Genomic DNA, 20175 nt, shown 5'->3' with positions numbered 1-20175 from the left:
TCCGTTCACAGGCGACCTGAACTCCAGATTATCTACAGCGCTGCTCTTTGCATTTCCGCGTCAAAAACAAATGCTGCGTGATCATCGAAATCCAGTTCGATCTTCTCACCGACGTTCGTGCCGTTCTGACCGAAGAGGCGCACGGTCAGCGCTTCTTTTTCGTCCGTTGCGACCAGAAGATTGGTATCACCACCCAAACGCTCCACATGGGTGACGGCGCCTTTGATCCGCCCCTTTGGCACGATACGTAAATGCTCTGGCCGGATACCAAGCGTTCCGTTTGCCGGGATCGCCAGCGGAGCTTTTTGCAGGAAGTTCATCGATGGTGATCCCAAAAATCCCGCAACGAACTGGTTTGCCGGATTGTTGTAAAGCTCCATCGGGCTTCCGACCTGTTCAACCCGGCCATCCCGAAGCACCACGATTTTGTCGGCAAGCGTCATCGCTTCGGTCTGATCATGGGTAACATAGATCATCGACGCGCTGAGTGTGCGATGCAACTCAGCGATCTCAATCCGTGTATTCATCCGCAATGCGGCATCGAGGTTCGACAGCGGTTCGTCGAATAGAAAGAGCTTGGGGTCTCGCACAATGGCCCGTCCAATCGCCACCCGCTGTCGTTGGCCACCTGACAGATCAGACGGGCGGCGGTCCACGTATGCCGCGAGATCGAGCATCTCCACGGCCTTCTCCACCCGTTCCTCAATGACGGATTTGGGCTGCTTTTCCTGCCGCAAACCCAGGGCCATGTTGTCGCGGACACTGAGGTGCGGATAAAGCGCGTAGGACTGGAAGACCATCGCAATTCCGCGTTTGGCGGGTGGCACTGCATTGACTACTTCGCCGCCAATGTTGACGGTACCGCTGGAGGCATCCTCAAGCCCCGCGATAACACGCAGCAAGGTTGATTTGCCACACCCCGACGGGCCGACAAACACCACGAACTCACCATCTTCAACGGTGAGGTTGATGTCCTTGAGAACCTCGATCTCCCCGAAGGATTTATGGACATTCGTGAGGGTCAGAGCGGTCATTTCAGATCTCCTAAATCGACTGGTGCGCCATGCCGGATGCTTTCATCGGCGGCAATACAGATGCGCAGGGATTGCAGGGCGTCGTTCATGTGACGCGTGAGGTCGGTGTCTTTGCTTATGGTATCGAGCATAAATGCCTGCTCGGCATCGCAAAGCGCCTGATGGCCGGGCTCGTCTGGCAGGTCTATCAGACTGTCGCCTTCGGGACGGTGCACCAGCAGGCCGCCGACAGAGGTGTGTCCGTCGATGTCGTCTGAGGCGCCCTTGTTGCCATCGGTGATGGACACCGAACCGTTGGGCGACACCACATCCTTCACGAAAAAGGCGGTTTCCGACATCATCGGTCCCCAACCGGCTTCGTACCAGCCCAGCGACCCATCGTCGAACCAGACCTGCAACTGCCCGTAATTATACATGTCAGGCGCAATTTCATCCGACAGGCGCAGCCCCATGCCGCTGACGCGGAGCGGTTTGGCATCGGTGATCTGGCACATCACATCGACATAATGCACACCGCAATCCACTAGCGGAGAGGTGGTTTGCATCAGCGCTTTATGGGTTTCCCAGGTTGGTCCGTCTGATTGCTGGTTGAGGTTCATTCGAAAGACATATGGCCCACCCAATGCGCGGGCCTCGCTAATCAACCGTTGCCAACTGGGGTGATGACGGAGGATATACCCAACCACAAGTTTGCGGTTCAGGCGTTTGGCCGTAGCAACAACGCGTTCGGCATCTGCAACCGTCGTGGCCAGAGGTTTTTCGATGAAAACATCCGCGCCCGCTTCCATGGCCGCGATGGCAAAATCGGCATGGCTGTCCGAATAGGTTGCGATGCAGACCAGATCGGGATTTTGCGCCAGCCCTTGTTCAAATCGGGTGAAGCGGGGGTATTCCTGCAACGGCGCGGGCAACGCAACATCTGACCGATTGACCAGCCCGACAATCTGCGCCTCGGGGTGATTGTGGTAGGCCAGCGCGTGGCTGCGCCCCATATTCCCAAGACCTGCGACAACAACTCTCATTTCACCGCTCCCGATGTGATGCCCCGGATCAACTGGCGGGAAAAGATGACATAGAGCGCCATGACCGGCAGGATCGCCAGAGACAGGGCCGACAGAACCGCATTCCAGTCAGTTACGAACTGACCAATGAACACCTGGCTGCCGAGCGTCAGCGTTTTGACCTCTTCGGCCGGGGCCAGAATCAGCGGGAACCACAGATCGTTCCAGATCGGGATCATGTTGAACACGGCTACAGTTGCCATCGCCGGGCGCACCAGCGGCAGAACCAGACGGAAAAAGATGCGGTATTCGCTAAGCCCGTCGATGCGGCCTGCATTTTTGAGATCATCGCTGACCTGACGCATGAATTCCGACAGGATGAAGACGGCAAGCGGTAATCCTTGGGCGGTATAGACAAGGATCAGCGCCCAGAGCGTGTTGACCAACCCGGTCTGCACCATCATTTCGAGAATGGCGACGGTGCCGATGCGGATCGGGATCATGATTCCCAGCGCCAGATAAAGGCCCATGATCATGTTGCCCTTGAAGCGATACTCTGCCAACGCAAAGGCGGCCATGGCGCCAAAGAGCAGGATGAAAAAAAGCGATCCCACGGTGACAATCATTGAGTTCTGGAAGTAGAGGAAGAAATCCCCCTGTTTCAGAACGGTCTCGTAACCGATCAACGAAAAACTGTCGCTGTTTGGCAGGGCCAGAGGTTCGCGAAAAATCGCCTTGCGGGTCTTGAAGCTGTTGATCACGATCACAAAGACCGGAAACAGAGCAATCAGCGTATAGAGGATCAACGCGCCATGGGCGGCGTAGGTGTTGAAAGGATTCTTGCGTGCGGCGTTCATGTCCGTTCTCCTCAGAACTGATAGCGACGCATGCGCGACTGAATACCGAAGAGGTACAGGCACACACCGACCAGGATGATGGCAAACATGGCGGAAGCGATGGTCGAGCCCATGTGGGGGTCGCCAAGTTGTAGCTGGAACCCGAAGAACGTGCGGTACATGAAGGTGCCGAGGATATCAGTGCTGAAATCCGGGCCCGCCAATGCACCCTGGGCTGCATAAATCAGGTCAAACGCGTTGAAGTTGGCTACAAAAGTCAGGATCGAGATGATGCCGATTGAGGGCAGGATCAACGGCAGTTTGATCTTCCAGAAAGCCGCCAGACCGGTGATCCCCTCAACTTCGGCAGCTTCGAGGATTTCTTCGGGAATGGACAGCAGCGCGGCGTAGATCAGCATCATTGGAATGCCAACGAACTGCCAGACGGATACCAGCGATAAGGTTGTCAGGGCGTAGGCTTCCTTGCCCAGCCAAGGGGCATATAGCGACTTCAGCCCAACCGCATCCAGCATGCCGGGTGCGATGCCCCAGATGGGCGACAGGATCAGCTTCCAGGCAAACCCGACGATCACAAAGCTCAGGATGGTCGGGATGAAAATAGCGGAACGGTAGAAGCTTGCGAAACGCAGCTTTGGATGGCTGAGGATGGCTGCAAGCGCGATCCCTATGGGGTTTTGCACCAGCATGTGAATGACAAAAAACCAGAAATTATTGCCCAAGGCGTTCCAGAATTGGGTGGACCAGACGGTATCACCAAAAAGCGTCCTGAAGTTCTGCAAGCCGACGTAGACGCGGGCTTGGTCCACTTCGGTGAAAAGCGACAGGCGCAGGGTATTGAACAGCGGGTAAATCATCACCGCTGTGTAGACCAGCACAGCAGGCGCCAGAAACACGACGATATGCCATCTGAACTTTGGCTTTGAATGCGGATCAGACATGAGCGGTTCCTATCTTGCGACGCGGTTTCGGTATGCGCTTGCCGAGACCGTTGAAGTCTCTGCTTCAACGGACCGGGCAAGCGGGTGATTCAAAGGTGGTCATGATTTGGAGCCGGATGGTCTCCATTTGCTGCCCCGGGACCAAGGGAGGAGGGAGTCCCGGAGCAGTGGTCGTTTTATTGGGCGTTATTTCTGCGGGTCGTACCAGCTGGAAAGACCTTCTTGCAGGCGCTTGCCCGCATCTTCCGGGCTCTCCTCGCCTTTGATCACAGCCACGGAGGCGTTCCATGTCTCGTTCTCAAGGTTTGGCGTGCCACGCGACAGGACCTGATAGGTGGACCGGATGGTGCTTTCACATTCGGCTCGCCAGGAAATAAATTCCTGTGCCAAGGGATCCTCCAACGTGACAGGTGCATCAGACAGCGGGAAGAACCCCGGCAGCGCATTGGCAAAGATCGTGGCAAATTCTGACGAACCCACCCAGTTGAGGAACGTCTTGGCCGCTTCGGGGTTAGGTGTTGCGGCGTTCATGCCGATCCCGATGTCGGTGTGGTCCGAGATATAGCAAGTATCTCCGGCATTTTGGACAGGTGGGTAGAATGCGCCCATCTCAAAATCCGCCAAGCCGTTGAAGCCGGAGATTTCCCACGACCCTGTCGGATAGACAGCGGCGCGGCCCAACGTGAAGATGTTCTGGCTGTCCGGGTAGGTTTGTGCCTCGTAGCCATCGCCCAGATAGTTACCCCATTTTGCAAGCTGGCGGTAAGGAGCAACCCAGGCCTCATCCGTCAGTTTCTGGTCTCCGGCCAGCAATGCCAGGCGGCCTTCTTCGCCTTTCCAGTAGTTCGGCCCGATGTTGTTGTATCCCATCGTCGCGGCCTCCCACTGGTCATTGGTGCCCATCGCCATCGGGATGTAGGTGCCGTCCTCTTTGATCTTGTCGAGGGCTGCAAAGAACTCAGCTTCGGTCTTGGGCTCTTCGATGCCCAGTTCAGCAAAGGCGTCCTTGTTGTAGATAAATCCGTGGATCACCGAGGCCATGGGCACACAATACTGGATGGACGCATCATCTGTGCTCCAACCTGATTTTGCCACCGGTGAGAAACTGGCCATGCCCTCAAGGCCGCTGATGTCAGCTAGGTGGCCTGCTTCAAACAGGGCCAATGACGCATCGAAAGGACGGCATGTGATAATGTCGCCTGCCGATCCCGCATCCAGTTTCGAGTTCAGCACGGCGTTGTATTCCGCAGGCGCGGAAGGTGTGAAGTTCAATTTGATCCCAGGGTGCGCGACCTCGAATGCCGGAATGATCTTGTCCTGCCAGATGGCCAGGTCATCGTTGCGCCAGCTCTCAATGGTCAGCGTCACATCTTCCGCAGCAGCAGCCCCCGCGAGCACTGTTGTTGCCAGCATGGCACCGATCAGTGTTGATTTAGTCATGGTTTTCTCCCTTTTTGACAGTCTTGTCTTGGTTTGAATTCAGGATATTCATACATTCCGCCAAATGCCCGTCATGAGCATTCAACATATCCTCCGCCTTTTCAGGCGAGCACCCCGCAGCAATCAGAATTGCCAGCTTGGTATTCCCTTGGACCGCTTTCAGGGCTGACTGCGCAGCCTCTCGGTTCACATTTGCAATGTTCATCACCATGCTTGCTGAGCGGTTTTCTAATTTCGCGTTATCGGCAACGACATTGACCATCTGCCCCTGATAGACGTGGCCGAGCCGGATCCCCATGAGCGATGACATCATGTTGAGCGCAACCTTTTGCGCTGTCCCCGCTCCGAGGCGCGTAGATCCAGCGATGACCTCTGGCGGTGTGGCCAAGCAAATCGGAATATGCGCGAGATCAAGCAGCTTTGAGCCCTGGTTGTTTGCAATCGCAATCACCTTGGCGCCCTTGTGTCGGGCGGCCTCGGCCACCGCGAGAGCATAGGGCGTTGTGCCGCTGGCGCTGAGCACAATGACCACATCGCCATCGAGAAGCGTCTCAGCGATAACATCGGCGGCACCATCATCATCTTCGGTGTGTCCAGGCATATGGCCATCAGCCGGTATCCCACCCGCCATGTGAATATTTACAGATTTTGTTGATACGCCAAATGTACCCGGCAACTCGCAGGCATCAGCTAGCGCCATCAGTCCGGAGCTCCCGGCAGCGGCATATGTAATTCTTTTGTCGGACCGGACTGCTTCGGCCATCGCCTCGGCTGCCCGCAATATGTCTGGTGTCGCTGCGCGTACAGCCGACAATGCCGCCACTTGGCCATCAAGCAGGGCATCCGCGGCCTTAAGCGCAGGAAGCGCGTCCACGACTTCATGATCAGGCAGGCATTCTGTTGTTGGCAGCAGCATTCGAATCTCCTCTCTGCAATCTAATACCTTTTAAATACCTTTTGTCTACCATTTTTTAACACCTTCGAAAAATATTGTGAAAACATAACCAATATTGACATATTTAGGTAAAAAGGTCTTTTATTTCAGGAATAGGTATTATAAAGGTATTGCATGTCTCATTCAGCCCATACATTCCTTGTTGGCGTAGATGGCGGCGGTACGGGGTGCCGAACCGCTGTGGGTACGCTTGCTGACGGCGTCCTTGCGCAAGCGCAGGGTGGCAGGGCGAATGCGGCGACAGACCCAGATCTGGCAATAAGAAATATTCTGATCGCAGTGAACGCTGCGGCCAAAAAAGCTGGTATTCCGAAATCTGCATTGAAGAATGCCGTGGCCCACCTTGGTCTGGCCGGTGTGATGACGCAGAAAGATGCTCAGCGAATCGCAATGGCACTGCCATTTGAGAAATCTCTCGTTACAGATGACCGACCGACTGCGGTAAGCGGGGCATTGGGGGGCGAAGACGGGTACCTGCTATCTGTTGGGACAGGAACAATCTCTGCCGCAAACCGATCCGGCACGTTCAGTTACATAGGTGGTTGGGGGTTTCACGTCGCCGACCAAGGATCAGGCGCGTGGCTCGGTCGGGCATCACTGGAGCAAACGCTCCTTTGTCATGACGGTCTGTCTGAACATACCGAGTTGACCCGAGCATTATTTGCCCGGTTTGAAAACGACCCCAATGCGATTGTGGCATTTAGCATGTCGGCCAAACCCGGAGACTATGGCGCGCTTGCGCCGATGATCGTTTCTGCGGCGAACAACGGCGACCCTTGGGGGAGCGCCATTATGCGCAAAGGAGCGGATTATCTCACCCGTTGTTTGGATGCACTGGGCTTCCGGCCTGGAGACATGATGTGCCTTTCTGGTGGCGTCGGCCCCCATTACGCCGCGTATCTCCCCGATGAATGCTTGACCGGTCGCGTCGCTTCAAAAGGCACTGCATTGGACGGTGCATTTTCCTTGGCACGAGCGGCGGCAAACTCGTTGCAGGAGGACGCATGATGAGCATCCCGGAATTTCTCTCGCCCAATGGGTGGCTGCAATCAGACGGCGGACCCCGCTACCTTCAACTGCGCCAACGGCTCAGCGAGGGTGTCGATCAGGGCATTCTGAAAGCCGGCAGTTCCCTGCCTCCTGAGCGTGAACTTGCCGCCATTACGAATCTGTCCCGCGTCACCGTCCGAAAAGCCATTCAGGCGCTCGCGGAGGACGGGGTTATCGTTCAAAAGCAGGGGTCGGGCTCCTTTGTTGCCTCTGACACGCCCAAATTTGAACAATCCTTGTCGCGGTTGACATCTTTCAGCGAAGACATGTCCCGGCGCGGGATGGCATCCACCAGCATCTGGCTGGAACGCGGTGTCTTCATGCCGTCACCGGATGAGGTACTGGCGCTGGCGCTCACTGCTGACGCATCCGTGTCCCGTATTGCGCGCCTGCGTACCGCTGACAATAAGCCCATGGCAATTGAACGGGCCTCGCTATCGACGGAAATGCTGCCAAACCCACTGATTGTCGAGACTTCACTGTATGAAGTTCTTGAGAAGGCGGGGTTGCGTCCGATCCGGGCGTTGCAGAAGATTTCCGCGATAAATCTTGCTGAAGATAACGCCAACCTGCTCGAGGTTTCACCCGGTGAAGCAGGGCTGCGAATCGAACGTACTTCCTATCTCGCCGACGGTCGCGTCGTCGAATTCACCCAATCGATCTACCGCGGAGACACCTACAATTTTGTGGCTGAGCTTCGCCTTGCTAAAGAATAGGTCTGCACAATGACAAATCCTCAAACGCAAATGCGGCGGGAAGTTCTGGAAATCCCGGTTGCTGTTGAACGGCTGCTGAAAAACGGTCGTGACGAGATCGCGCGGGCATCCGATGCGCTTCGGTCTCAGAACCCTGCCTATTTGGTGAGTGTGGCGCGTGGCTCTTCGGACCATGTGGCGACCTATCTCAAATATGCATCCGAACTCCTTTTGGGAACGCCCATTGCTTCCATTGGGCCTTCAATTGCTTCGATCTACGGCAAAAGACTGAATCTGGAAGGCAGTGCTTGCCTGTCAGTGTCTCAATCCGGGAAGAGCCCTGATATCGTTGAAATGGCGCGCATGGCCCGGTCTGGTGGCGCGTTGTCTATTGCCATGACCAACGACCCAACCAGCCCCTTGGCGCAGGTCGCCGATCATACCTTGAACCTGCACGCGGGGCCTGAACTGAGTGTGGCGGCCACAAAAACCTTCGTGAATTCGGCTGTAGTGGGAATTTGGCTGTTAGCGGAATGGGCAGAGGATGACGCCTTACGTCGATCCATACAAAATTTGCCTTCGAAGCTCCAGCAAGCCGTGCAGATCGACTGGCCAGAAGCCCGAGCGGCAATTGGTAATCGGAATTCCATATTCTGCCTCGGTCGAGGACCTGCATATGCGGTCTCAAATGAAGCGGCGTTGAAGTTCAAAGAAACCTGCCAACTTCATGCTGAGTCCTACTCTTCCGCGGAAGTCCTGCATGGCCCGGTTTCAATCGTAGACGGTGGCTTTCCGGTTGTTGCACTGGCAGCCCGGGATGAGGCGGAACAGGCCTTGGCCACCGTGGCAGATGAAATGGCCTTTAAAGGTGCCAAGGTGTTCGCAACAAGTGGAAAGGTCGCGCAGGCAACGCAGCTGCAGACCGTGCGCACCGATCACCCGCTAACCGACCCAATCGCGTTGATCGCCAGTTTCTATGCGATGGTCGAGCGGGTTGCAGCTTCTCGCGGGATCAACCCTGACGCCCCGCGTCACCTCAAGAAAGTGACTGAAACGGTATGAACGATGTCGTCAAGGCATATGTTGGTGCACAGATTCATGACGGTCATAACCTGCATGAAAACCATGCCCTTGTTGTAGACAAGCAAGGGGCCACATCGTTGTGCCCGCATTATGCGTTGCCGCCCGGGTGCAAGCTGCAAAAGCTTGATGGTGGCATGATCGCGCCGGGGTTTGTCGATTTACAGGTCAATGGCGGGGGCGGGGTCATGTTCAATGATGACCAGTCCGTTGATGCGCTCAGGACGATTGCGGAAGCCCATTCCGGCATCGGGACCGCAGCCTTGCTCCCGACGCTAATCACTGACACGCCAGAACGCACGAAAGCGGCCATCAGGGCCGTCAAACAGGCCATCGCGGAAGGCGTCCCGGGGATTGCGGGCATCCATCTGGAAGGGCCGCATCTGTCGGTACGCCGAAAAGGTGCGCATGACCCCGACCTCATCCGCCCCATGGAAGATCAAGACTTGCGGCTGCTGATTGAAACGGCGGAGCAAGTACCGAATGTGATGGTCACCGTTGCGCCCGAAAACACAACCGTGGCGCAGATGGAAGAACTGACCGATGCGGGGGTAATACTTTCGCTGGGACACACGGATGCGGATCACGATACCTGTATGGCCGCCTTTGATGCGGGCGTTAAATGCGTCACTCATCTTTTCAACGCGATGAGCCAGATGGGGAATCGCGAACCTGGTCTTGTGGGGGCAACGCTTGCCCGCGACGACGTTTATGCCGGTCTTATTGCTGATGGCATCCATGTCCACCCAACGACGATGCGTAATGCCCTTGCTGCAAAGGCCGTGTCTGATCGGGTTTTTCTGGTTACCGATGCCATGGCGACAGCCGGTTCAGCGATCAGTGGTTTTACGATCAATGGCCGCAGGGTTTTCCGGAAAGACGGTCGGTTGACGCTCGCGGATGGGACGTTGGCGGGAGCCGATTTGGAGATGGCGCGGGCTATTTCTATCCTCACCGAGGAGGTTGGAGAAGAAATGCGGCGCGCGCTCGCCCGTGCTACCTCGCTCCCGGCAGAAATTCTTCGGGACACTCAAGGGCTGGGTAGCCTGTCGGGCAAGCTGGGTTCGGTGCTGTATTTCGGCAAGGGCCGCCTCGAGCCGGAGTGGCTTCACCGTGTCACGGAAGACGCGAACGATATCGCTTTTGCCCCATAACTGAAAATCCCTCACGACTCAGTGTGCTTGATAACGGCGCGGCACGCCAGAATCCTTTGTGGCCTGATGTGCCCAATTGCTTGGGGGTTGACGTGAATTTTTGCCCTGAGAACCAAACGTGCGATCGACTTTCTGACTGGTCAAAATGCCAAGCGATCTATGTTTTCCGGCCAGATGCAGAGCCAGGAAAAAGGTAAAACGATCAACCGGATGTTCGAGAATTAGCCCCGCCGGGACCGACATCAGTCCAGTGGCCGAGGGTACTCTCGTGCTGCCAACAGAGGGCGCGGGAATTGTCGATGAATTGAAAAATCGCGCAATCTGTGGTAGAATTCTGTCTCTATTTCAAAAAACTTATTTCGCTCGGAGACTTTGTCATGAATATATTTTCAAGGCGTATTGCGCCAACGATATTGGTTTGCCTGACGCTTTCTATCGCTGCCGCACCAACCGCGCATGCGCAAAGCGCGGGGTGCGAGGGTTTGTTGCTCTCGACCTCTGAAGACTTCACCATGCAGCAATCTGAAGGTCCCGATGGCAACCCCATTGTTTCGGATGGTGACCTTCTGGCATTTAACGGCGGGACAACAACGATCTGCCGTCGAAACAGAGAGCTTCTGGAGCGGTTCGATATCCCGCGTGTGGATTTTGGGCTGGATGCGGTGGCCGCCGTCGATCGTAACCGGGAGGTGATCGCCTTTTCAACCGAACTGGACGATCCCAATGGTCAGTTTGGCGCAGGTGATCTGATTTTTACAACTGGATTGGTTATTCCCAATTCAGCCCTGACGCAGCGATTTGATTTGCGTCACGACATTGGACTTGATGCAGTGAGCCTGTTGGGGCGTCCGGAGGGGTGGCGTGAATTCATCGCAAAGCTGGACGGCGTTCCGCGTCGTGAGATTCAGCAGCAACCGGAGATAATTCTCGAACTGCTGAGTGCTTTTGAGATCGACATACTCTTCTCGACCGAGGGTACGGCGCCAACAGTGAAGAGCCCGCGCTTCATAGATGGTGATTTGCTATCGGTATTGAGCGGCACGATCTTCCGGTCCAATCAGACGCTTCTTCCCTCGCTACCTGCGGGCATTCCGTCCAAGGGGGTTGATTTCGGATTGGATGCCTACACGTTTGGTGTCGATCCTCAGACCGGCGGACCAACCGAGTTGATGTCGACGGAAATCGACATGCGGGCCGATGGCATCTTGACGGATGGCGATGCGCTGCAACCCGGGCCTACCTTGCGGTTCCGCAATGAAGTCCTGTTGAAATCCCTGCTTCCTGCGACGTTTGATCTGGGCCTCGATGCGCTACATCAGACAGCCGGGGAAATCGCTTGTGGTGCCCCCTCTATCACGCGGATCAGCAACATCGACATCACCAACATCAGCGGCGGCCTGGCGCAGACACCTGGCCTGAGCGATCGGCCTTTTGGCGGGTCTTTGCGCATTCAGGGTGCCATGCCCACGTGGTTGGAGTGCCCGATCCTGCCGCAGTATGAGTTTCGCGTTGAAATTGATGATGGTTCCGGCTTTCCGGCCATTGGCGACCCCAACACACTTGCGGTGCCAACAAACTGGCGACGCCAACTTGATGGCAACCCTTCTGTGATCATTGATTGCGTGCCCTCCGTCACCAACCCTCGCCAGCTATATCAGCCTGACAGCAACGGGTGGTTCAATCTGGCGGACTACAGGCGTTTTGACGAATGTGGGGAAGACGCAAGCCTTGCGGTTTGGAATTCCAGTACGGTTGCGACCACTGTCGAAGCAGGCAGTCCACCGGTGACGGTGCGATTCCGGCTTGTCATGCGAGAGATTGGCAGCGCCGTACCTTTCTCGGTCTCTGCACCTAAGACTGTCCGGATTGACAACAACAATTACAAGCTGCCCAACAGCAAAGACATGCCACTGACCGGCGACATGTCGATGAACCTTGCGGTTGCTTCAGGATCTGATGCTCAGGTCAACGATTGCGATGTCACCGCTGGATCTGGCGATGTCATTCTTGATCTGCTAGGGCGCGCGCGAGATCAGCATTTCTGGCGCTACACCCTGCGTTGGGCAGGCGGTAACGCGGTTGGCTGGCATCCCATTGCACCAAATGACCGTGACGGTGGCGGCATCGTTCAGCCGCTGGATGCCGTGTTTGACAACGACGGTTCGGATCGTGCTGAAATCAGCCTGGGAGGAACCGTTCCGGGCAATGCGACAAACGTGCTTTTGTCTGAGTTCAACATCACCCAGGCTCATATTGCAGCGACGGGCGGGCAACCTCCCATTGAATGCGGATATGCAGTTGAAGTCACTGCCTGGGATCGGACGATCGTCGGAGGATTTAATGCGCCGAACAATACCTTTGGCACAACAGTTCGGCGCGAAACCTATCCGTTGGCATTCTGCTTCCAGCCTGGGTGATTGCAGGCGACCCACAGTCAAGGAGCGCCCCGGTTCCCCCGGGGCGCTCGTGACATCGCGGTGCCTGTGTTACCAGGGCATCAGCCCAGTGTAGCGGTGTCTTGTGACCACGTTGTGAGCCATTTCCGCGAGCGTTGTGAGGTCAAAAACCGGCAGCTTGAGCGTCTCCTGGATGCGCGCCGCATAGGGCGGTAAATCCGTGCATTCCAGCACGAGTGATTTCATCTTGGGCGATTTGCGGATCAGGGCTTGCGCGGCATCCAGAACCTCTCGCTCCACTTTGGCCAAATCCATTGAGGTTCGTTCATTTCGCAGTATCACAGCCGCAAACTCGTCGCTTTCCTCCAATCCCTGAACGACCACCGGGATATGCTCGGCCCCGACGGCCCTAAGATGATCGGGGGTCAAGGCATTGGCATCCGCCGTCAGTATCCCGACGGGTGCCGACCCACTGGCCATCTGGAAGGCCAATGGAACCTGGATCAGACTGGAGGAGAACACCGGCACATCAACGGCTGCGCTAAGCTCTTTCTGGAAGAGTGCGAGAAATCCACAACTGCCGGTGATCGCACGCACGCCATTGCGCTCCAAACGCTTGGCGCCATCAAGGAACGGTTGCAGCAAATCCAAGCTGGGATTGTTCAGCAAATCCGGAACCGTCACACCTTGGATCATCTCGTAAAGAACCGGGAACGACAGGCTGGAAGGGTTCTTGATGTGGCCCGGCGGTTTTGGGAAATAGCTTTCAAGACACAGGACGCCAATCGTCGCCCCGCAGATGTTCTGCCCACCCGGATGTATCGTCACAATTCACTCCTGAAGTTTGTTGTTGCTAAAAGCGCTGCGGATCGAAGGGAGCGAGATCGAGGTTGGGGACCACATCCGTGACGATATCCGCCACTAGCTCACCGGTTTTTGGCGCCATCATCAACCCGTAGTGGGAATGGCCGAAAGCCGCAAAGAGGCCCGGCGCCTGCTCAATTTTTCCCAAAGCAGGCAGGCTGTCTGGGAAGGACGGGCGACGCCCTAGCCAAAAACGCATGTCTGAGGCATCAAGATCAGGCAGCATGGCTTTGGCCTGACGCGCCAATAGGGTTTTCTTGCGGTGATTAGGCGGCGCATCTATCGCAGCAAATTCAGACGAACCGGCAACCCGAATACCCCCTTCCATGGCGCTAGCCACAATCTTGGCATCCACGTCCATGACTGAATTCTGTAAGCTTAGCTCTGCTTTAGGGAACTCAACGTGATAGCCGCGTTCGCTCAGCAACGGGACAGATAGCCCAAGTGGTTTCAACAACTCAGCACTCCAGACACCTGCCGAAAGGATCACCTGCCGCGCCGGGATGTCTTCGCCGACTCTTTGCAGGAGCCAACCGCCGGTTTCGGCGCGAGTGATCGCGGTGATCTCTGTTCGAAGGACTTCTCCGCCCTGCTTCGCGACCTTTTCCGCCAACACCTGGGCGATGCGACCCGGTGACCGGGCGCGGGCCTGACCCTTGATGATGATTGCCGCCTTGAATGCAGGCGACAGGGCGGGTTCCAACTGCTGCAACGCCTGTGGCCCGAGCAGGTCCATATCGGCCCCTTTCTCGCGCCGTATGGCATACCCGAGGTCGGACAGACGCGCCTTTGAAGCATCGCGAAAAGCATGCACATAGTAGCTGTCTGCTACCAGATTTTCGTGTCCCGTCCCTTCCAGATGCCGACGGAACAACATGACGGATGGGTTGCAAAGGATTTCCATTGCGTCAGCGGTCGAACGGGTCGCCCTCTCACTGGCGTGGCTTAAAAAACGCAGTCCCCATGGTATCATTTTCGCCCAAAAGCGCGGTTGTACGGTGAGCGGCCCGGATGGGTTGAGCAGCATTCCGGGAATGTCCCTCCAGATCCCCGGAACCGCCTGTGGCACAATTGACCATGGAGAAATCACACCGGCATTGCCAAAGGATGCCTCTTGCCCCGGCGCGCCCCGGTCGATCAGACGTACGCGCTGGCCGCGCTCCTGCAACGACAACGCGCAGCAAATGCCGACGATCCCGGCCCCGATGATCGTGATCGGCTGGTCCATCTTGTCAGGTTGATTCAGCCATGCTGCGTCGGGCGATGAGCTGAGACAGGATGACGGGCGAGGCAATGATCAGCGCTATGAGATCAGCGGTCAGGGAAGGCGCAACAAAGATCAACCCGGATACAGCCATCAGAATGCGCGAGGCACGGCCCATTGGCGTCAGCCAATATCCGACAACAGAGGTCGACAAGGCGATCACCCCGGCGATGCAGGAACTTGCGGTATATGTGAACTCCCAGAGGTCAAACCCGGTTGACGACACGAACAGCAGCACCGGCGCGTAGACAAATGCCATGGGGGCCACAACCTTGCCCAACCCCAGAGAGAACGCTGACAGCCCGGTCCTGAAGGGGTTGGAATTGGCAATCGCCGCCGCCGCATAGGCCGAGGTGCAGACCGGTGGCGTGATCTCGGACACGACACCATAGTAAAGTACAAACATATGGCTGGCGATGGGGGGCACGCCAAGTTGTGCAAGCGCCGGTTGGGCCACGGAAACCAGCATGATGTAGAGCGCCGTTGTCGGGATGCCCGCCCCCATCAGAATGCAGGCAATCGCGATGAAGACAAGCGAGATGAAGAGTTGAAGATCCTGAACCGTGAAGAGTTCAAACAACCCGCCCAACGACATGAAACCATAGAGATCAGAGGCCAGATTACCCGCACCCTGCGTGACCATGAAACCAATACGGAACCCGATACCGGTGGTGTTGATCACACCAACGACAATGCCCACGGCAGCTGAGGCCGCGCCAACCGCCAGTGCGTATTTGACACCCAGTTCCATGGAGGCTGCCATTTCCGGTATCTGAATGCGAGTTTGTGGATTCAAGGTGGCAACAGCCGCACTCGCGCAGAGGATTGCAGTCATCGTCAGGTCGAAACCGCCATCCGAGAATTTCCACAGCACAAAGGCAATGAAGGCAGCCGCATAGATCAGGGTCGGAGGCTCCCTAAGACGGGACATGCCGGCAACGACGGCCAAAGAGATTCCACAGAAGGCCGACATGAAGGGCGTGTACCCCGAGAAAAGTACAACCAGCAGCCCGATCAGCGGCACGATATTCGCCCAGCCTTCCCGCCAGACGGCGGCGAGTTTCGGCAGTTGTTCTTTTGTGAGCCCTTTGAGGTCCAGTTTGCGAGCCATCAGATGCACAACCGTAAAAACGCCGACATAGTGCAGCAGCGCCGGAAAGATCGCAGCAATTACGATCGTCGTGTAGGGGAGCTCAAGGAACTCGGCCATGATGAAGGCCGCAGCGCCCATAATCGGTGGCGTAATCTGACCCCCGGCGGAGGAGGCAGCTTCAACCCCGCCGGCGAAGTGGCCCGGATAGCCGAGACGTTTCATATTTGGGATGGTCAGCGCGCCGGTCGACACGGTGTTGGCGACCGAAGATCCTGAAATGGTCCCAAAAAACGCGGATGACACAACAGAAACCTTGGCAGGCCCACCTGTGTAGCGACCAGCAAGAATGGTTGCATTGTCGATGAACAACTGGCCCAGACCGGTCCGCTGCGCGATCACCCCAAAGAGGACGAAGTGGAAAACGATGGTGGAGACCACCCACAGGGTCACGCCAAAAATCCCTTCCTGTGGAAAATACATCGATGACACGAAGGTTTTGAAATTAACGCCGGGATGTTTCAGAAGTCCCGGAAAGTACTGGCCCAGCAAGGCGTAAGAGATGAACACACATATGATCAAAGGCAACACCCATCCCAGCGTGCGTCGCGCGATGTCGAGCACCAGCAGGATGATGACAACGCCAAAGAAGACATCGTAGTTATTTGGGTTGCCCATACGGAACGTTTGTTCCTCGATCCCCAGCGAAGGAATGCCGCGCCAGGCCAAGCCGACATAGAGTGCCGAGGCTACGCCAAGCGCCATGAAGACGAGGTCATAGAGAGGTATGTTACCTATTCGGAACGCACTGACCTTGTAGGCAAACAGGCTTCTCGACCCGATGATGGGGAAAAGCGCATATGTCAGTATGAACAGACCGGCAAGGTGCCACCCCATATGCCAATGATCGGCGGGCAGGCCGAAACCGGCTGTGATAAAGTGATAAAGAGCAAAGAGCAGTGATATCGCACGGAGTATCTGACCAGTGGTTGGCCCGACGGCGCGGGTTGCCGAACCCTCGTCGTACTTTTCCTCGATTGCAGCCAGTTCCGCTTCGGTCAGCTCGTGTTGATCTGATTGAGATTGATCTGACATGAGCATGATCTCCCGTGATATGCATGCATTTCAAGAGTGCTGTGCCCCCGGTTTGGGGACAGCAGCTTCGCGTTTGACCAGGAAGGGTCGGGTAATTACTTCAGCAATCCGGCTTCTTTGTAGAACTTCTCGGCGCCGGGATGCAGCGGCACACCCAGAGCGGATACGCCATCCAGCGCCGTCTCTGCGGTGATCTGTTTGCCCTTGGCATGCCCGTTATCAAGAAGCTTGCGGGTATTATCGTTCCACAAGGCCTTGGTCAGACCATAGACCAATTCATCGCTCAGATCGGATGAAACAACCAGCATTGCAGAGACCGCAGGGGTCAGAATGTCCTCATCAACACCCTCATAGACGCCGGCCGGAATTTTCGACGGGATATAGGCTGGAATGATCTCATTGATCTTTGCCAGGTCTTCTTCGCTGAACGAATGGAGTGCCATACCTTTGGTCGATGCAAGTTGCACCATCGCGGCTACCGGCCATCCGGCGGCGTAGAAATAGGCGTCAATCTGACCATCCGCCAAACGCTCGGCTGATTGGCTGTTGTTGAGTTCGGCCTCTTCCATATTGTCCCGATTGACCCCCCAGGCATCCAACATCTGCAGCACCGCCACCTGGGTGCCTGATCCCGCCTGAGCGATCCCGACGCGCTTGCCCTGCAGATCACCAAGGTCAGCAATGGTGCTTCCCTTTGGCATAACCAGGTGCAAATCTTCCGGGAAGAGGTTGGCAACGATACGCAGCTTAGGGTGTGGTTTGCCTTCGAATTTTCCTTCGCCAAGATACATCGACCGCGTCACGTCCGCCGCAGCAAGACCGGCTTCAAGTTCGCCATTCTGCACCGCGGCGTTGTTGAAAACAGAAGCTGTGGTGGATTGCGCGATTGCGATCAATCCAGGGACACCACATTGCCCGCCTTCATCGCAAGCACGGGAGCCCGGAGGCGCTGAAATGCCATTTGCGATTGTACCACCGATGGGGAAATAGGTGCCACCCGCGCCACCGGTACCAATGCGGAAAAAGGTGGGATCCTGTGCAGCAGCAGGAAGCGCAAATGCGCCAGCCAATGCGATCCCAGCCAGAGTCTGTAGAAATTTCATGTCGTTCTCCCGGTTGATAAACTTCAGAATCGGTTGGTCCGATTTGTTCTGAAGACCAGCCTAAGAAGAAATTACATAAATACAAATTTAATATATTTCACTTTTGCAAAGTTATTCTTATATCATAAAAATGAATTTCATTCAGCTCAATGTGTTTCGTGAAGTCATGGAGTCTGGCTCCATTTCACAAACGGCCAAGAAGCTCGGCCGCACGCAACCAGCGATCACGCTGGCAATCAAGAATCTCGAAAAGAGCCTTGATATCAAACTTTTTGAAAGAAGCGGGCGGCGACTGCTGCCTGTTCCCGAGGCCCGGTATCTGCTCGCTGAGGCCACTGAAATTCTCGATAGAATGTCTACGGTATCGGAAACGATGAAAAGCCTGAGGAACGCGCATTCGGGCAGTCTGGTCGTCGCTGCGATGCCCGGACCTTCAGCGTTCATCTTCCCAAGGTTTGTCAGTGACACCATGTCTGAAAACTCCGATATTCGGATCACGTTTTCGTCGCGCAGTTCACCGCAAATCCGCGAACTGGCTAGCACGCAGAGTATCGATTTTGGGTTTGCTGATTTTGACGCCCCGATTGGAAAGACTCCGCAATATCACCCCGATATTGTCAGCGCAGAGTGCTTCTGTGCTCTGCATCGCGACCATCCCCTCGCGCAAAATTCAAGGGTCGCCATTTCGGATTTAGACGACGAACCCATGGGGTCCTTGCACTCAAATCTGCCCTTGACCCGTAAGCTTGCCAGAGAGTTCGAAAGCGTGGGTGCCAGGTTTAATATCGTAAACGCAAGCCAGTTTTTTTTACCCTTGATGCCCTTCATCAGTTCCGGGCATTGCTGCTCAATTGTGGACCCCTTGACGGTCGTGACGGAAAGGGAATTGGATATCGGTCGGGGACAGATCACCTTTGTGCCGCTGCAGAAACCTGTTCGGTATGAATACGCGATATTGACACCCCTTCATCGACCACTTTCGCAATTTGCAAGCCGCATCAAGGACAACTGGAAAGAGGAATTGCTCTCGATGCTTGAAAGCGTCAATGCGCGCCCGAAGCAGATGTAAACTGTAGAAATTTGCAAGTTATGATGCTGACCGGAATTGTCATGTTTCGAACACAATTCGGATTCAGGCAACACGCGCAAAAAAGCGGAGCCTTCCAAGTAATTTCGCCAAGATGATTCGGCGAACAAGCTCCGCTTTCTATCCAAGATAGAAGATCGGTTTCCTACAAGTAGATTTATGAAACTACGTATTGATATCAATGCGTAGAAGTCTGTTTCGAGTTGGATCAAGTGTGTGGTTAACCATCGGGTTTGCCACTAATCCGCACTAAACGCGGCGAGTGTTTCCCATGCGGAGACGGTCTTGGATATTTTTTGAAATCGAGTAGAAATGTGGCATAACTTTGTCATGGTTGGCGCCAGGGTTTTGGCGAAGAGGTCCAACATTGGTTCGCCCTTGTCAGGGTCATTAGGAAGTTTGGTTAGATGTTCCTCAGAGACAACATATTGCGCAAGCAAAGAAGGAAACGCCCGTTACAGAGTGTCTTCAGGCGCTATCTGACCTCTCGAAAATGCGACTTTGAAGGTATCTGTTGGTTCGCCAAACCTTCAATCGACCTCGCAGCACGAAAAGTAGCGCCAGCTGTTTGTTTTTAACGATTTCTCCGAGGAGTTTCTTGAATGACTTTACAACTTGCCCGATCAGGCCGCATTGCTGCCTTGTCGCACCGAAATTCGGACCGAATTCTGGTTAAACCGGCACGCCACAAGTCCGACGTGGTTCTACCAGATGAGGGCACGGTTGCTGCCTTTCTGATTGATGCATTGGGTCAGGGGTCATCGGTCGAACAGATTATTTCCGAGACCGGTTGGTCCAAGTCCACCGTTCTGATCAATCTTTACAAAGTTGCCAAGAAATCCGGCGTTGGCATCCACCGACGTCGAGAGGTGTTGCATCTTTTGGTGCCCAAAGGCGCGGAAAATGTTTATCCGCGCAAACAGGCCGTGCGCCCGCCCAGAGACCATGCTGATAAAATCGGCAACGTAATCAATGGTAAATTTCGGGTAAGTTGAAGTAAGCCCGCGCAGGTGGATGGTCAATTCCACCTGCGTTATTCAATTGACAGAATTTGGATTCCGGCGGAGGATGA

At 55.5% G+C, this 20175-nt stretch carries 18 protein-coding genes; 7 read left to right on the top strand and 11 right to left on the bottom strand.

All coding sequences use genetic code 11. The annotated features are described in order from the left end of the window. Positions 1-32: 32 nt before the first annotated feature. The 6 genes from ACOTTU_RS18825 to ACOTTU_RS18800 form a co-directional block, all read right to left on the bottom strand. Positions 33-1034: an ABC transporter ATP-binding protein gene (locus tag ACOTTU_RS18825; RefSeq protein WP_425660149.1), complete on the bottom strand. Its 1002-nt coding sequence runs from the start codon at positions 1032-1034 to the stop codon at positions 33-35. Further along, a complete protein-coding gene (locus tag ACOTTU_RS18820; RefSeq protein WP_425660148.1) occupies positions 1031-2056 on the bottom strand; it encodes a Gfo/Idh/MocA family protein in 1026 nt (341 codons plus the stop codon). Before ACOTTU_RS18820 ends, ACOTTU_RS18825 begins: the two co-directional genes overlap by 4 nt. Then, entirely contained in the window at positions 2053-2892 is an 840-nt protein-coding gene (locus ACOTTU_RS18815; RefSeq protein ID WP_425660147.1) for a carbohydrate ABC transporter permease, read from the bottom strand. The genes ACOTTU_RS18820 and ACOTTU_RS18815 overlap by 4 nt, the downstream gene beginning before the upstream one ends. An 11-nt stretch (positions 2893-2903) precedes the next feature. Then, a complete protein-coding gene (locus tag ACOTTU_RS18810) occupies positions 2904-3830 on the bottom strand; it encodes a carbohydrate ABC transporter permease (protein ID WP_298921824.1) in 927 nt (308 codons plus the stop codon). A gap of 186 nt (positions 3831-4016) precedes the next feature. Beyond that, complete coding sequence (locus ACOTTU_RS18805; RefSeq protein ID WP_425660146.1) at positions 4017-5270, bottom strand: ABC transporter substrate-binding protein; 1254 nt, start codon at positions 5268-5270, stop codon at positions 4017-4019. Next, positions 5263-6186 carry an N-acetylmuramic acid 6-phosphate etherase gene (locus ACOTTU_RS18800; protein WP_425660145.1) on the bottom strand — a complete coding sequence of 308 codons (924 nt, stop codon included), beginning with the start codon at positions 6184-6186 and terminating at the stop codon, positions 5263-5265. The genes ACOTTU_RS18805 and ACOTTU_RS18800 overlap by 8 nt, the downstream gene beginning before the upstream one ends. A gap of 153 nt (positions 6187-6339) precedes the next feature. Here ACOTTU_RS18800 and ACOTTU_RS18795 point away from each other — a divergent pair, with 153 nt between their 5' ends. Genes ACOTTU_RS18795 through nagA form a run of 4 tightly spaced genes read left to right on the top strand, consistent with a single transcriptional unit; the run spans position 6340 to position 10204 of the window. After that, a complete protein-coding gene (locus ACOTTU_RS18795; protein ID WP_425660144.1) occupies positions 6340-7233 on the top strand; it encodes a BadF/BadG/BcrA/BcrD ATPase family protein in 894 nt (297 codons plus the stop codon). Next, complete coding sequence (locus ACOTTU_RS18790) at positions 7233-7991, top strand: GntR family transcriptional regulator (RefSeq protein WP_298921828.1); 759 nt, start codon at positions 7233-7235, stop codon at positions 7989-7991. Before ACOTTU_RS18795 ends, ACOTTU_RS18790 begins: the two co-directional genes overlap by 1 nt. 9 nt (positions 7992-8000) lie before the next feature. Beyond that, the gene (locus tag ACOTTU_RS18785) at positions 8001-9032 is read left to right on the top strand and encodes an SIS domain-containing protein (RefSeq protein ID WP_425660143.1); all 1032 of its coding nucleotides are present in this window, start codon (positions 8001-8003) and stop codon (positions 9030-9032) included. Next, the gene (nagA, locus tag ACOTTU_RS18780; RefSeq protein ID WP_425660142.1) at positions 9029-10204 is read left to right on the top strand and encodes an N-acetylglucosamine-6-phosphate deacetylase; all 1176 of its coding nucleotides are present in this window, start codon (positions 9029-9031) and stop codon (positions 10202-10204) included. Before ACOTTU_RS18785 ends, nagA begins: the two co-directional genes overlap by 4 nt. A gap of 18 nt (positions 10205-10222) precedes the next feature. On the opposite strand, the gene ACOTTU_RS18775 is transcribed toward nagA, so the two are convergent. Beyond that, positions 10223-10447, bottom strand: coding sequence for a hypothetical protein (locus ACOTTU_RS18775; RefSeq protein WP_425660141.1), 225 nt, complete (start codon positions 10445-10447; stop codon positions 10223-10225). Positions 10448-10581: 134 nt separating this feature from the next. Between ACOTTU_RS18775 and ACOTTU_RS18770 the strand changes: the two genes are divergently transcribed. After that, positions 10582-12621, top strand: coding sequence for a hypothetical protein (locus tag ACOTTU_RS18770; protein WP_425660140.1), 2040 nt, complete (start codon positions 10582-10584; stop codon positions 12619-12621). Positions 12622-12690: 69 nt separating this feature from the next. Here the strand turns inward: ACOTTU_RS18770 and ACOTTU_RS18765 are convergent, their stop codons facing one another. The 4 genes from ACOTTU_RS18765 to ACOTTU_RS18750 form a co-directional block, all read right to left on the bottom strand. Beyond that, on the bottom strand, positions 12691-13428 hold the full coding sequence (locus tag ACOTTU_RS18765; RefSeq protein ID WP_425660139.1) for an aspartate/glutamate racemase family protein: 738 nt from the start codon (positions 13426-13428) through the stop codon (positions 12691-12693). Between the two features lie 25 nt (positions 13429-13453). After that, positions 13454-14692 carry an NAD(P)/FAD-dependent oxidoreductase gene (locus ACOTTU_RS18760; RefSeq protein ID WP_425660138.1) on the bottom strand — a complete coding sequence of 413 codons (1239 nt, stop codon included), beginning with the start codon at positions 14690-14692 and terminating at the stop codon, positions 13454-13456. 4 nt (positions 14693-14696) lie between these two features. Then, complete coding sequence (locus tag ACOTTU_RS18755; RefSeq protein WP_425660137.1) at positions 14697-16913, bottom strand: TRAP transporter permease; 2217 nt, start codon at positions 16911-16913, stop codon at positions 14697-14699. Between the two features lie 95 nt (positions 16914-17008). Beyond that, positions 17009-18016: a TAXI family TRAP transporter solute-binding subunit gene (locus ACOTTU_RS18750; RefSeq protein WP_298921836.1), complete on the bottom strand. Its 1008-nt coding sequence runs from the start codon at positions 18014-18016 to the stop codon at positions 17009-17011. A gap of 130 nt (positions 18017-18146) precedes the next feature. On the opposite strand from ACOTTU_RS18750, the gene ACOTTU_RS18745 reads away from it, so the two are divergent. Together ACOTTU_RS18745 and ACOTTU_RS18740 are read left to right on the top strand one after the other, a co-directional pair. After that, positions 18147-19085 (top strand): LysR family transcriptional regulator, encoded by a 939-nt coding sequence (locus ACOTTU_RS18745; RefSeq protein WP_425660136.1) that lies wholly within the window; start codon positions 18147-18149, stop codon positions 19083-19085. A gap of 620 nt (positions 19086-19705) precedes the next feature. Then, complete coding sequence (locus ACOTTU_RS18740; RefSeq protein ID WP_425660135.1) at positions 19706-20098, top strand: hypothetical protein; 393 nt, start codon at positions 19706-19708, stop codon at positions 20096-20098. Positions 20099-20175: the final 77 nt, after the last annotated feature.

Origin of the sequence: Roseobacter sp. EG26 (assembly GCF_049830555.1) — a bacterium.
Lineage (GTDB): Bacteria > Pseudomonadota > Alphaproteobacteria > Rhodobacterales > Rhodobacteraceae > Roseobacter.
The sequence above is the reverse complement of the archived record's forward strand: the minus strand, read 5'-3'. Positions and strand labels throughout refer to the sequence as shown.

What these genes read in the sequence shown, in the direction of transcription:
- ACOTTU_RS18805 (WP_425660146.1), bottom strand. Translation starts at nt 5,270, where the DNA reads ATGACTAAATCAACACTGATCGGTGCCATGCTGGCAACAACAGTGCTC.
- ACOTTU_RS18790 (WP_298921828.1), top strand. Translation starts at nt 7,233, where the DNA reads ATGAGCATCCCGGAATTTCTCTCGCCCAATGGGTGGCTGCAATCAGAC.
- ACOTTU_RS18810 (WP_298921824.1), bottom strand. Translation starts at nt 3,830, where the DNA reads ATGTCTGATCCGCATTCAAAGCCAAAGTTCAGATGGCATATCGTCGTG.
- nagA (WP_425660142.1), top strand. Translation starts at nt 9,029, where the DNA reads ATGAACGATGTCGTCAAGGCATATGTTGGTGCACAGATTCATGACGGT.
- ACOTTU_RS18815 (WP_425660147.1), bottom strand. Translation starts at nt 2,892, where the DNA reads ATGAACGCCGCACGCAAGAATCCTTTCAACACCTACGCCGCCCATGGC.
- ACOTTU_RS18775 (WP_425660141.1), bottom strand. Translation starts at nt 10,447, where the DNA reads ATGTCGGTCCCGGCGGGGCTAATTCTCGAACATCCGGTTGATCGTTTT.
- ACOTTU_RS18800 (WP_425660145.1), bottom strand. Translation starts at nt 6,186, where the DNA reads ATGCTGCTGCCAACAACAGAATGCCTGCCTGATCATGAAGTCGTGGAC.
- ACOTTU_RS18740 (WP_425660135.1), top strand. Translation starts at nt 19,706, where the DNA reads ATGACTTTACAACTTGCCCGATCAGGCCGCATTGCTGCCTTGTCGCAC.
- ACOTTU_RS18820 (WP_425660148.1), bottom strand. Translation starts at nt 2,056, where the DNA reads ATGAGAGTTGTTGTCGCAGGTCTTGGGAATATGGGGCGCAGCCACGCG.
- ACOTTU_RS18755 (WP_425660137.1), bottom strand. Translation starts at nt 16,913, where the DNA reads ATGTCAGATCAATCTCAATCAGATCAACACGAGCTGACCGAAGCGGAA.
- ACOTTU_RS18760 (WP_425660138.1), bottom strand. Translation starts at nt 14,692, where the DNA reads ATGGACCAGCCGATCACGATCATCGGGGCCGGGATCGTCGGCATTTGC.
- ACOTTU_RS18770 (WP_425660140.1), top strand. Translation starts at nt 10,582, where the DNA reads ATGAATATATTTTCAAGGCGTATTGCGCCAACGATATTGGTTTGCCTG.
- ACOTTU_RS18785 (WP_425660143.1), top strand. Translation starts at nt 8,001, where the DNA reads ATGACAAATCCTCAAACGCAAATGCGGCGGGAAGTTCTGGAAATCCCG.
- ACOTTU_RS18745 (WP_425660136.1), top strand. Translation starts at nt 18,147, where the DNA reads ATGAATTTCATTCAGCTCAATGTGTTTCGTGAAGTCATGGAGTCTGGC.
- ACOTTU_RS18750 (WP_298921836.1), bottom strand. Translation starts at nt 18,016, where the DNA reads ATGAAATTTCTACAGACTCTGGCTGGGATCGCATTGGCTGGCGCATTT.
- ACOTTU_RS18825 (WP_425660149.1), bottom strand. Translation starts at nt 1,034, where the DNA reads ATGACCGCTCTGACCCTCACGAATGTCCATAAATCCTTCGGGGAGATC.
- ACOTTU_RS18795 (WP_425660144.1), top strand. Translation starts at nt 6,340, where the DNA reads ATGTCTCATTCAGCCCATACATTCCTTGTTGGCGTAGATGGCGGCGGT.